At 58.9% G+C, this 12,231-nt stretch carries 8 protein-coding genes; 5 read left to right on the plus strand and 3 right to left on the minus strand.

Annotated elements, in window-relative coordinates; genetic code table 11:
* Positions 1-191 precede the first annotated feature (191 nt).
* On the minus strand, positions 192-4,145 hold the full coding sequence (gene putA, locus ACOYXH_RS28010; RefSeq protein ID WP_460410120.1) for a trifunctional transcriptional regulator/proline dehydrogenase/L-glutamate gamma-semialdehyde dehydrogenase: 3,954 nt from the start codon (positions 4,143-4,145) through the stop codon (positions 192-194).
* Positions 4,146-4,603: 458 nt separating this feature from the next.
* On the opposite strand from putA, the gene putP reads away from it, so the two are divergent.
* From putP to ACOYXH_RS28030, 4 genes are all read left to right on the plus strand, one after another.
* Entirely contained in the window at positions 4,604-6,088 is a 1,485-nt protein-coding gene (putP, locus tag ACOYXH_RS28015) for a sodium/proline symporter PutP (protein WP_099757805.1), read from the plus strand.
* Positions 6,089-6,439: 351 nt separating this feature from the next.
* The gene (locus tag ACOYXH_RS28020; protein ID WP_460410121.1) at positions 6,440-8,455 is read left to right on the plus strand and encodes a type VI secretion system Vgr family protein; all 2,016 of its coding nucleotides are present in this window, start codon (positions 6,440-6,442) and stop codon (positions 8,453-8,455) included.
* Positions 8,445-9,158 (plus strand): DUF4123 domain-containing protein, encoded by a 714-nt coding sequence (locus ACOYXH_RS28025; protein WP_095047247.1) that lies wholly within the window; start codon positions 8,445-8,447, stop codon positions 9,156-9,158. The genes ACOYXH_RS28020 and ACOYXH_RS28025 overlap by 11 nt, the downstream gene beginning before the upstream one ends.
* 336 nt (positions 9,159-9,494) lie before the next feature.
* Complete coding sequence (locus ACOYXH_RS28030; RefSeq protein ID WP_095125325.1) at positions 9,495-9,815, plus strand: hypothetical protein; 321 nt, start codon at positions 9,495-9,497, stop codon at positions 9,813-9,815.
* 25 nt (positions 9,816-9,840) lie between these two features.
* On the opposite strand, the gene ACOYXH_RS28035 is transcribed toward ACOYXH_RS28030, so the two are convergent.
* Positions 9,841-10,257: a hypothetical protein gene (locus ACOYXH_RS28035; RefSeq protein ID WP_095125326.1), complete on the minus strand. Its 417-nt coding sequence runs from the start codon at positions 10,255-10,257 to the stop codon at positions 9,841-9,843.
* A 331-nt stretch (positions 10,258-10,588) separates the two neighbouring features.
* Here ACOYXH_RS28035 and ACOYXH_RS28040 point away from each other — a divergent pair, with 331 nt between their 5' ends.
* Entirely contained in the window at positions 10,589-11,428 is an 840-nt protein-coding gene (locus ACOYXH_RS28040; protein ID WP_095125327.1) for a 23S rRNA (adenine(2030)-N(6))-methyltransferase RlmJ, read from the plus strand.
* 129 nt (positions 11,429-11,557) lie between these two features.
* Here the strand turns inward: ACOYXH_RS28040 and msrA are convergent, their stop codons facing one another.
* Positions 11,558-12,223 (minus strand): peptide-methionine (S)-S-oxide reductase MsrA, encoded by a 666-nt coding sequence (msrA, locus tag ACOYXH_RS28045; protein WP_095047250.1) that lies wholly within the window; start codon positions 12,221-12,223, stop codon positions 11,558-11,560.
* Positions 12,224-12,231 lie beyond the last annotated feature (8 nt).

Consider the following 12,231-nt stretch of genomic DNA (forward strand, 5'->3'; position numbering starts at 1 on the left):
CTGGATAGGATGATTGATGAGAGTGATGCAGAGGTGAGGGCGACACTAATCAAATGTAGGAGTGAGCCTGCTCGCGATAGCGGTCTGTCAGTCGAATAAATGTGTCTGATAGATCGCTATCGCGAGCAGGCTCACTCCTACAGGGAATTGCATTCCAGGCGACTATTGCGGTCGCCTGGATTTAGACCGGTTTAGCCGATAGTCATCAAGCTGGCATTACCCCCCGCCGCAGCGGTGTTAACACTCAACGCCCGCTCAATCACCAGGCGCTCGAGCGCAATGTTGGTCTCGCCCTGGGACAAGCCCTGAACCCCAACGATCGCACCGGCACGCTTGGCAATCTGCTGGCAAACGCCGCGCAACTGGTCGGAATGGCCGTGATGCAGAACCGCATCAAACACCACGTCGTCTTTATTCCAGTCGGCAACCAGCTTGATCCGCGCCTGAATCTCCTTCGGCAGGCGTGCGAACAAGGCCTTGCTGATGTCGGACTCCGGCCATACCGCCGAACCGCCTACCGCCAGCACCGCCGCCAGTTGCGTCAGCAAATCACCTTCAACCTCGGCCAGGCACAACACGTGCTCACGCGGGAGGATGGCATAGCTGTTTTTCTCACCGGTCGGGCCGGCCAGTACGCGGGTGATGCCGCTCTGCGATTGCGCAGCGTACTGCACGCACAGGGTGCTCAGGTCGGCAAACTTGTTGCTGTCAGCCCAGGCTTTCAGCGCGGTCAGCGGTTTACTCATGGCGTCGCGCAGACGAACGTCCGGTGCCACGGCAGCATCACCGCGAGCGAAGGATTGTTCGATGGCATCAGTAGGGCGCGTCGACAGCAAGCGGTACAAGTACAGCGGGCCACCGGCTTTCGGACCGGTACCCGACAAGCCTTCGCCGCCGAATGGCTGCACGCCGACCACAGCGCCAACGATGTTGCGGTTGACGTAGACGTTACCGGCGTTGACGTTGTCGATCACCTTGGCGATGGTCTCGTCGATGCGCGTGTGTACGCCCAAAGTCAGGCCATAACCGGAAGCGTTGATCTGGCCGATCAGTTGATCGATCTCTTTGCGCTTGTAGCGCACCACGTGCAGCACCGGGCCGAAGATCTCGCGTTGCAGCTCGTCGAAGCTTTCCAGTTCGATCAGGGTCGGCATGACGAAGGTGCCGCGTTTGACTTCTTCGGTGTCGGCAATCGCCACTTGGTAGACGTTGCGACCTTTGTCGCGCATGCCCTGGATGTGCTTGTCGATGCCCGCCTTGGCTTCGGCATCGATTACCGGGCCGATGTCCACGGAGAGGCGCTCCGGGTTGCCGAGACGGCTTTCCGCCATGGCACCTTTGAGCATCTCGATGACGCGATCGGCGGAATCTTCCTGCAGGCACAGTACGCGCAGCGCCGAGCAACGCTGACCGGCGCTGTCGAAGGCCGACGAAACTACGTCGATCACGACTTGTTCGGTCAGAGCCGAGGAGTCGACGATCATGGCGTTCTGGCCACCGGTTTCGGCGATCAGTGGAATCGGACGACCCTGGTTGTCGAGACGACCGGCAATGTTGCGTTGCAGCAGGCGCGCAACTTCGGTGGAGCCGGTGAACATCACGCCTTTGACGCGCTCATCGCCGACCAGACCGGCGCCGACGGTTTCACCGCGACCCGGCAGCAGTTGCAGCACGCCTTGCGGAATCCCGGCTTCGAGCATCAAGCGCACGGCCTGAGCGGCAACCAGCGGAGTCTGCTCGGCCGGTTTGGCCAATACCGGGTTACCGGCAGCCAATGCTGCAGCCACTTGGCCGCTGAAGATCGCCAGCGGGAAGTTCCACGGGCTGATGCACACTACCGGACCCAATGGACGGTGGGCGTCGTTGCTGAAATCGTTGCGCGCTTGTACTGCGTAGTAACGCAGGAAGTCGACCGCTTCGCGGACTTCGGCGATGGCGTTGGCGTAGGTCTTGCCGGCTTCACGAGCCAACAGGCCCATCAGTGGCTGAATCTCGCCTTCCATCAAGTCAGCGGCACGTTCCAGAATCGCCGCACGTTCGGCCGGCGGGGTGGCCTGCCAGATCGGTGCAGCGTTCAGTGCGCACTGGATAGCGTTGTCGACGTCTTCGACGGTAGCTTCCTGAACATGCCCGACCACATCGCGGTGATCCGACGGATTCAGCACTGGTGCAGGGGTTTCGTTGCTCGACGCGCAACCGAGCATCGGCGCAGCTTTCCAGTCGGTATGGGCCGTGGCGAGCAGGGCGCAGGACAGCGAAGCCAGACGATGTTCGTTGGCCATGTCGATGCCGCTGGAGTTGGCTCGCTCGGCGCCGTACAGGTCACGCGGCAACGGAATACGCGGGTGCGGCAGGCCGAATCCACCTTCCACGGTCGCCATCTGCTCGATCTGCGCCACCGGATCGGCCACCAGTTCCTGAATCGAAATCGACTGGTCGGCGATGCGGTTGACGAACGAGGTGTTCGCACCGTTTTCCAGCAAGCGACGTACGAGGTACGCCAGCAGCGTTTCGTGAGTGCCGACCGGAGCGTAAACGCGGCACGGACGGTTCAGCTTGCCTTCGGAAACTTTGCCTACAACCTGCTCGTAGAGCGGTTCGCCCATGCCGTGCAGGCATTGGAATTCGTACTGACCCGGGTAATAGTTCTGACCGGCAATGTGATAAATGGCCGACAGGGTGTGGGCGTTGTGCGTGGCGAACTGCGGGTAGATGACTTCCGGCACCGACAGCAGTTTGCGTGCGCAAGCGATGTAGGAAACGTCGGTGTACACCTTGCGGGTGTAGACCGGATAGCCTTCCAGGCCTTCGACCTGGGCGCGCTTGATTTCGCTGTCCCAGTAGGCGCCCTTCACCAGACGGATCATCAGGCGATGACGGCTGCGACGGGCCAGATCGATCACGTAGTCGATCACGTACGGGCAACGCTTCTGGTAAGCCTGGATCACGAAACCGATGCCGTTCCAGCCAGTCAGTTGCGGCTCGAAGCACAGGCGCTCAAGCAGATCCAGCGACAGTTCGAGACGGTCGGCTTCTTCGGCATCGATGTTCAGGCCGATGTCGTATTGCTTGGCCAGCAGGGTCAGCGACAGCAGACGCGGGTACAGCTCGTCCATCACACGCTCGTACTGCGCACGGCTGTAACGCGGGTGCAGTGCCGACAACTTGATGGAGATGCCCGGGCCTTCATAAATCCCACGGCCGTGGGAGGCTTTGCCGATCGAGTGAATGGCTTGTTCGTACGACGCCAGGTACTTCTGCGCGTCGTGTTCGGTGAGGGCCGCTTCACCGAGCATGTCGTAGGAATAACGGAAGCCCTTGGCTTCGAACTTGCTCGCGTTGGCCAACGCTTCGGCGATGGTTTCGCCGGTGACGAACTGCTCGCCCATCAGGCGCATGGCCATGTCGACGCCCTTGCGGATCATCGGCTCGCCGCTCTTGCCGATGATGCGGCTCAAGGACGACGTCAGGCCAGCTTCGTTGTGGGTGGACACAAGCTTGCCGGTCAGCAGCAGGCCCCAAGTGGCCGCGTTGACGAACAGCGACGGGCTGTTGCCCAAATGCGGGTGCCAGTTACCGGTGCTGATCTTGTCGCGGATCAGTGCGTCGCGAGTGCCCTTGTCCGGGATACGCAGCAGCGCTTCGGCGAGGCACATCAGCGCCACGCCTTCCTGGGACGACAGGGAAAATTCCTGCAGCAGACCCTGAACAATGCCTGCACGACCGCCGGCACTTTTCTGGTTACGCAGTTTTTCCGCGATGGAAGCGGCAAGTTTGTTGGTGGCTTCTGCCATCGGCGCTGGCAGGCGAGCCTGCTCGATCAGCATCGGCACGACTTCCGGCTCAGGGCGACGGTAAGCGGCAGTGATCGAAGCGCGCAGAACGGACTGCGGCAGGATGCTTTCAGCGAATTCGAGGAAGCATTGGTGGGCGTGATCGGTGTGCACTTCGGCCGCCTCATCGGCGTCCTTGGCGGTCAAACCGTTCAGCTCGGTCAGGGTTGCACCACCCTCGAGTTTTTCCAGGTAATTGAAAATTGCCTGCTTGATCAGCCAGTGCGGCGTGCGATCAATCGAGGTTGCGGCGGCCTTCAGGCGTTCGCGGGTCGGGTCATCGAGTTTGACCCCAAGGGTGGTGGTAGCCATATTTTTATCCTCATGGTTGCCACAGTTGCGTGGCATCAGCTGGCGGCAAGATTAGCCGTGCGCCGAAAGAGGTGCAACCGGGTGCAACCCTTTTTTTGTCGGAATAATAGGCAACTCGTCAGGAATTATTTTCTGGTACGAAAGTGCTGCTCCTGCTTGGTGCTTTTGCTTCTAGTAAAGGGTTGTGACTGCCACAAAAGGGAGCAAAAACGGGGTGATTGTCGATAAATCCGACTGGGTGCAACTAATTCTCACGAAACTGGTTGCACCTTATTTGATTTGTTGCATAGCATTCGCGCCCTAGGTGCAACCGGGAATAACCCGGTGTACCGGCTGATGGCTTTCCTGGGGAAACATCAGTCCTAAATGCGCGGGATCCCGGATCGTCTGCCAAACGTCGTCGTTTGCGTGCGGTTCACCACCGCCGCTACATAAAAACAAAGCCAGGGCGTAACTCAATGAGCGTAAGCAATCCAACCCTGATCACGTTCGTGATCTACATCGCAGCAATGGTGCTGATCGGCTTGATGGCCTATCGCTCCACCAACAACCTTTCTGACTATATTCTCGGCGGTCGCAGCCTCGGCAGCGTCGTCACCGCGCTGTCCGCCGGTGCGTCCGACATGAGCGGCTGGTTGTTGATGGGCCTGCCGGGCGCCATCTATATGTCCGGTCTGTCTGAAAGCTGGATCGCCATCGGTCTGGTCATCGGTGCCTACCTCAACTGGCTGTTCGTTGCCGGCCGTCTGCGCGTGCAGACCGAGCACAACGGCGACGCCCTGACCCTGCCGGACTACTTCGCCAGCCGTTTTGAAGACAAAAGCGGCCTGCTGCGGATCATCTCGGCGATCGTGATTCTGGTGTTCTTCACCATCTACTGCGCTTCCGGCATTGTGGCCGGTGCCCGTCTGTTCGAAAGCACCTTCGGCATGTCCTACGAGACCGCGCTGTGGGCCGGTGCTGCGGCGACAATTGCCTACACCTTTATCGGCGGTTTCCTGGCGGTGAGCTGGACCGACACCGTACAAGCCACCCTGATGATTTTCGCGCTGATCCTTACGCCAATCATCGTGCTGCTGGCCACCGGTGGCGTCGACACCACGTTCCTGGCCATCGAAGCGCAAGATCCAAGCAACTTCGACATGCTCAAAGGCACCACTTTCATCGGCATCATCTCGCTGATGGGCTGGGGTCTGGGCTACTTCGGTCAGCCGCACATCCTCGCGCGTTTCATGGCGGCGGATTCGGTGAAATCGATCGCTAAGGCGCGTCGCATTTCCATGACCTGGATGATCCTGTGCCTGGGCGGCACCGTGGCGGTGGGCTTCTTCGGTATCGCGTACTTCTCGGCGCACCCGGAAGTTGCCGGTCCCGTGACCGAGAACCACGAACGTGTGTTCATCGAACTGGCCAAACTGCTGTTCAACCCATGGATCGCCGGTGTGCTGTTGTCGGCCATTCTGGCTGCGGTGATGAGCACCCTGAGCTGCCAGTTGCTGGTGTGCTCGAGCGCCCTGACCGAAGACTTCTACAAAACCTTCCTGCGTAAATCTGCTTCTCAGGTTGAACTGGTCTGGGTCGGCCGTGCCATGGTGCTGTTGGTTGCACTGATCGCGATCGCCTTGGCGGCCAACCCGGAAAACCGCGTACTGGGTCTGGTGTCCTACGCTTGGGCCGGTTTCGGTGCTGCGTTCGGTCCGGTTGTGCTGATCTCGGTTATCTGGAAAGAAATGACCCGCGACGGCGCACTGGCCGGTATTCTGGTCGGCGCGATCACCGTGGTGGTCTGGAAGCATTTCGAACTGCTGGGTCTGTACGAAATCATCCCGGGCTTCATCTTCGCCAGCCTGGCCATCTACATCGTCAGCAAGATGGGCGAGCCGAGCAGAGGCATGGTGCAGCGCTTCGAAGCGGCGGAAAAAGATTTCCACCTGAACAAGTGATTGTTCTGAGCTGAGGCTCACCCGAAAACGGCCCGTTTCCTACAGGAGACGGGCCGTTTTTTTGTGCCTGTGATTTCTCTGATTCACCGCGTGTCCCTGTAGGAGTGAGCCTGCTCGCGATAGCGGTTCATCAGTAACGAAAATGTTGACTGACACACTGCTATCGCGAGCAGGCTCACTCCTACAAGGGATGGAGGTGAACTTGAGAGATTTGTCTGTAGTTGAAGGCGTCGCTTTTTGCAGGGTTTTTCGTCAATGAAAGTAGGGAAAATCTGATTTTCCCGTCACCCATTCATCACCCCTTGCCCCTCATGCAGAATCGCCCGCCCTCACACTGCAGAGAGACATCGGATGTTCGCGCCTGCCAATCAACCGCGTTTCACGTTGACCCTCGAAGGCGCCCAACATGACCTCAAGGTCCTTGAGTTCACGGGCAAGGAAGCCATCAGCCAACCCTTTCGCTTCGAGCTGGAACTGGTCAGTGAACGGCCGGACCTGGACCTCGAAAGCCTGCTGCACTGTCAGGCGTTTCTGAGCCTGGATGCTCAGGGTTCCGGTATTCACGGTCAGATTTATCAGGTCGGGCAGGGCGATTCCGGGAAACGTCTGACGCGTTATCACATCAGCCTCGTCCCGCGTCTGACCTACCTCGGCCAGCGGATCAATCAGCGGATCTTCCAGCATCTGACGGTGCCGCAAATTGTCGCGCGAGTGCTCAAGGATCATTCGATCCTGCGTGATGCTTTTGAATTTCGCCTCGGCAGCGATTACCCGGTGCGTGAGTATTGCGTGCAGTACGCCGAGAGTGACCTGGCCTTTATCCAGCGCCTGTGTGCCGAAGTCGGCATTCATTACCATTTTCAACACAGTCCCCAAGGTCACCTGTTGGTTTTTGGCGATGACCAGACTGTGTTCCCGCGTCTCGCCGAGCCAACGGTTTATCTGCCGGGCAGTGGCATGTCCGCTGGCGCGCGGGCGATTCAGCGCTTTAACGTTCGCGTCGAAACCCGTACCAGCGTGGTCACCCGGCGCGACTACAACTTCGAAAAGCCGCGGCTGCAGTTGCAAAGCCGTGTCGACGGCGAGCAGCGCCCGGTGCTGGAGGACTATCACTTCCCCGGCCAATTCAATGATCGGGAAACCGGCAAGCACCTGACCCAGCGGGCACTTGAGCGACATGTCGCCGATTACCGTCAGGCTGAGGGCGTCAGCGACGAATCCGCACTGGTTTGCGGGCATTTCCTGCAACTGACCGAGCATCCGCGCCACGACTGGAATGACCTCTGGTTGCTGACCGCCATCGAGCATCATGGCCGCCAGCCGCAGGTGCTGGAGGAATCGGTGACCAGCGATGGCGAGGGATTTCAGGGTTACCGTAATAGCTTTCTAGCCACGCCGTGGGACGTGTTCTTCCGCCCGGCGCTGGGGCCGGAAAAACCACGCATGCGCGGCTATCAAGCGGCGGTTGTGACCGGGCCGAAAGACACGGAAATCCACTGCGACGAGTACGGCCGGGTCAAGGTGCAACTGGCCTGGGATCGCGACGGCGAATTGAACGAGCATTCCAGTTGCTGGCTACGCGTTGCTACTAACTGGGCGCACGACCGTTACGGCAGCGTGCTGATTCCGCGAGTCGGCATGGAAGTGCTGGTCGGTTTCATCGATGCCGACGCCGACAAACCTTTGGTCGTGGGCTGCCTGCCCAACGCCGCGACGCCGATCCCGCTGGATCTTCCGGCGGACAAGACCCGTAGCATTTTTCGTAGTCAGAGCAGCCCCGGCGGTGGCGGCTACAACGAACTGCGCATCGAGGATAAGAAAGGCGCTGAGGAAATTTATCTGCGCGCCCAGCGTAACTGGACGCAGCATGTGTTGAACGATCAACAGGTGCAGGTTGATAACCAGCGCAGCATCGTCGTCACCGGCACCGCGCGGCATGAATTGAAGGCTGATGAGCAGCGCATCACCCACGGCCAGCGCCAAACCGAAGTGAAGCAGGACGATCATCTGAGCGTGACCGGCGACCGTCATGTTCGCGTGAGTAATCAGGCGATCAGCGCCAGTGGGCAATTCCACGTCAGCGCCGGTCAGCAAGTGGTGATCGACGGTGGCGCGAGTGCGACGATTCAGGCCGGTGGGCAGTGGATCAACATCGGCCCCGGCGGCATTTTCAGCAGCGTGCCGATTGTAGTGGGTGGTGCGCCGATGGCGGCGATGAGTGCCGCGCCGGTTGTACCGGGATTGCCGGAGAAACTCGCCGCCGCGCCGGCTGCCATGCTGACTGCTGCACAAATCATGAGCTTCAAGGGGGACGCGCCATTCTGCGAAGAGTGTGAACGTTGCAAGGACGGTCTCTGTGCAGCCTGATTTTCTATTGCCTGCCGATTGGTTGGCGCGGGAGCCGTTGAAAGCGTCCGAGCAATTATTCGCGGTGTTCAGCAATGCCAGCGAGGCGAAGCCGCTTGAGGCTTGGCCAGAAGCGGCCAGTGCGATCTGGGCCGAGACGATCTATGCCGAGTGGGATGCGGTGATGCCTCACGTGGGAGTTTTCGCCGCCGACAGTAAGTTTCTGCATTGGGTCGCCACTACCGAGTCGCTGGATTGGGGTTGGCTGGCGGTGTCTTCGGCGAGTCTTGAAGAGGTGGTGGCGCATTTTCGCAGCCTCACCCAAGTGCTGATGCCGGGCGGCAAAACGGTGTTTTTTCGTTTCTGGGACGGGCGGTTTCTGTTGCCGATTCTTCAGGCCGATGAGGTGGATGCGGCGCAACTGTTTCCGCTGATCGGGCGTTGTTTGATCAATGGTCAGGCGCTGGAAATTGGTGGCAGGGCGCAGGTTTCGGGGCAGATATTTCCTTGGTGGCAGGTGCCGGAATCGGTGCTGGCGCAGCAGGGTAATGACGTTCGAACGGCTAATGCGTTGCAGTGGTTGAGCGAAGAATATCCGGTTCTTTTCGAGGCCTTTCCCGAGGCGGTTTTGCGTTGCAAGGTGAGGCGGTTTTTTCAGGTTTCAATGTCGGAAGATTCGTCGCAATCGGCGTTGCTGGCGTTTTTGCTGGCAGAGTCAGAGTGAGTTTTCGGGGCGAAGGACTCGGACGATTCCTTCGAGTTGCGGCGGTTTTCATGAACTGGTGGGCGGTGGGTTGCAGGGATAGTCTTTTCGTTGTCACTGCGAGAGCGGTGACAGGGCGTAGGACCCCTGCGAAATTCACCGCGCACCAGCGTTGTCGTTTGATTGCGGCACTTAATATGTGTCCGTAGCATCGTTTGCGGCAGCTGTGCGCGGGAACGCTTCGGCGTGACTGAGTTTGGTGGGTTTCTCAGTTTCCTACTCTCGCGTACGGCTGCCACCTATACCCGTAGGAAGGTCACTTGGCAGCCTCTCTAAACCTATTGAGGTACAACTGATATGACTATGCTTAAACCCGATCCACCCTACGAAAAAATCATCCCCCATCCCGACAACCGCTTCATGGCCCTGACCGGCAATTGCAGCGACATGCCGACCCTGTTCATCGACACCCACGTGCCCCTCGACATCCTTATGGACGCGGCCAACCACCGCCTGCGCGCCGTGATCCAGGTGCTGGAAAACATGTGCATGCGCGGCTCGGTCGAATGCGACTCCGTTATCCTCAGCGACTTCGCCCAGCTCTGCGTGATTCCGTTGCGCGACGGCTGTGATGTGCTTGATGTCATCGGCAGGCGGTTGCGCGAGATGCCTTCCTGATGCTTAAAAGCAACATCAAAAGATGTCAATCATCAACGATGTAAGCATCCTGAGTCCGGATAAAACGGTCGAACGCTTCTGAGTTGTACACCTGTACGCAACCATGGAATATCATTTTTTTGTCCGAGTATTCTCTGTTGGCAGAGATCTGGTCAGACGCCGCAAACATATAGTTTCTGGTTTCTTTATAGGGATCGTGTAAAACCTTGTGCGTGTCTTCATTTTCCATGACGGTGTGCATGCCTTTGCCAAAATGCGAGTAGGCGCCGGCGGACATTTCGATGTCATGCTCCAGCTCAGACTTTTGATTGAATGGCTTGAGAATGCACTCGCTCAATCCATAGTTCTTCAGCGTTTGTCTGGCTTGATCGATGTGGTTTTCGTCGGCAAGTGCTAGATATGGGCTTAGCACGACGAGTAGGAAAATGAACGGGTATCGCATGAGTTTTTGACTTCCTGTCTCTGATTTTTCGCAAGTGTAACTGCGTAAAAGCAAAAACCCTCACCCTAACCCTCTCCCAGAGGGAGAGGGGACTGATCGAGTTGTCTGGGTGAGGTACGCCGACCTGCGACTTCAGCGGCGCACTTTGCTTCGCCAGGCTTGAGTTCGCGCTGATCTTTCAGGTCGACATAAGCCGCAAGATCACCACCGTCAGTCCTCTCTCCCTCCGGGAGAGGGCTAGGGTGATGGACAGGCTTTTGTCCACTCGGCTGCGAACCCCTGACTTGCCGCCCGGTAAAAGGTAAACTTTGCGCCCTTCGCAGGAGCAGCCATGAATTATCGTCACGCCTTCCATGCCGGCAATCACGCCGATGTGTTCAAACACCTGACCTTGACCCGCCTCATCGCCCTGATGTCGCGCAAGGAGCAGCCGTTTGCCTATCTCGACACGCATGCCGGCATCGGTCTGTATGACTTGCAGGGCGATCAGGCCAACCGTACCGGTGAGTACCTGGAAGGCATCGCGCGCTTATGGGATCAGCAGGATCTGCCGGCGTTGACCGCCGACTATATGAAGGTGCTGCACGAGATGAACCCGGATGGCCAACTGCGCTACTACCCGGGTTCGCCGGAGCTGGCGCGGCGCCTGACTCGCCCGCAGGACCGGGTGATGCTCAACGAGAAGCACCCCGAAGACGGCGTGTTGCTCAAGGACAACATGGCCGGTGATCGCCGTGTAAAAGTTCATCTCGGCGAGGGCTGGCACGTTGCACGAGCGATGCTGCCGGTGCAGGAAAAGCGTGCGGTGATGTTGATTGATCCGCCGTTCGAGCAGCTCGACGAGATGCAGCGTTGTGCGGCGTCGTTGAAAGAGGCGATTGGCCGTATGCGCCAAACCGTAGCGGCGATCTGGTATCCGGTGAAGGATCAGCGTGCGTTGCGGCGCTTCTATCAGGATCTGGCCGGCACCGGTGCGCCGAAGTTGTTGCGCGTGGAATTGCTGGTGCATCCGCTGGATACGCCGAACAGCCTGAACGGTTCGGGCATGGCGATTGCCAATCCGCCGTGGGGGCTGGAGGAGGAATTGCGTGAGCTGCTGCCGTGGTTGTCGAAGAAGCTGGGGCAGACTCAGGGTGGGTGGCAGATGGATTGGTTGATTGCCGAGAGCTGATCAACGGCAAGATCAAAAGATCGCAGCCTGCGGCAGCTCCTACACGGTTCGGTGTCGTCCACCAATGTGCGGACGATCACTGATCTCCTGTAGGAGCTGCCGAAGGCTGCGATCTTTTGCTTTTAAGGGTCAGTTACCCGCCAGGCTCGCTGGCATGCACACGCCGGTGCCGCCGATCCCGCAATACCCTTCAGGATTTTTCGCCAGATACTGCTGGTGATACGCCTCGGCGAAGTACACGGTCGGCGCCTGTTCGATCTCGGTGCTGATTTCCCCCAGACCCGCCTTCGACAGTTCCGCCTGATACACAGCTTTGCTTTTCAGCGCCGCGTCCAGATGCTCAGGCGAGGTTGCGTAGATCACCGAGCGGTACTGCGTACCGATGTCGTTGCCCTGACGCATGCCCTGCGTCGGGTTGTGCAGTTCCCAGAACATCGCCAGCAGCTCTTCGTAGCTGACTTTGGCCTTGTCATACACAACCAGCACGACTTCGGCGTGGCCGGTCAGGCCCGAGCAGACTTCTTCGTAAGTCGGGTTCGGCGTGAAACCGCCGGCATAACCCACCACGGTGCTGACCACGCCTTCGCGCTGCCAGAAGCGGCGTTCGGCGCCCCAGAAGCAGCCCAGACCGAAGATCGCAAAGTCGACGTCCTGGAAAAACGGGCCAAGCAGCGGGGTTTCTTCAAACACGAAGTGCTTTTCAGGCAGGGTCATCGCGGTTTCGCGGCCGGGCAGAGCTTGTTCTTTAGTCGGGAGCACGTTCTTGTTCACCAGAATTTCCGAGCGCAGAACCATGATCGTTC

The sequence above is a fragment of the Pseudomonas sp. Mb7 genome, assembly GCF_054790525.1.

Bases quoted from the DNA above. Each gene is read 5' to 3' on its own strand.
- putA (WP_460410120.1), bottom strand. From the start codon at position 4,145: ATGGCTACCACCACCCTTGGGGTCAAACTCGATGACCCGACCCGCGAA.
- msrA (WP_095047250.1), bottom strand. From the start codon at position 12,223: ATGGTTCTGCGCTCGGAAATTCTGGTGAACAAGAACGTGCTCCCGACT.
- ACOYXH_RS28040 (WP_095125327.1), top strand. From the start codon at position 10,589: ATGAATTATCGTCACGCCTTCCATGCCGGCAATCACGCCGATGTGTTC.
- ACOYXH_RS28020 (WP_460410121.1), top strand. From the start codon at position 6,440: ATGTTCGCGCCTGCCAATCAACCGCGTTTCACGTTGACCCTCGAAGGC.
- ACOYXH_RS28035 (WP_095125326.1), bottom strand. From the start codon at position 10,257: ATGCGATACCCGTTCATTTTCCTACTCGTCGTGCTAAGCCCATATCTA.
- putP (WP_099757805.1), top strand. From the start codon at position 4,604: ATGAGCGTAAGCAATCCAACCCTGATCACGTTCGTGATCTACATCGCA.
- ACOYXH_RS28030 (WP_095125325.1), top strand. From the start codon at position 9,495: ATGACTATGCTTAAACCCGATCCACCCTACGAAAAAATCATCCCCCAT.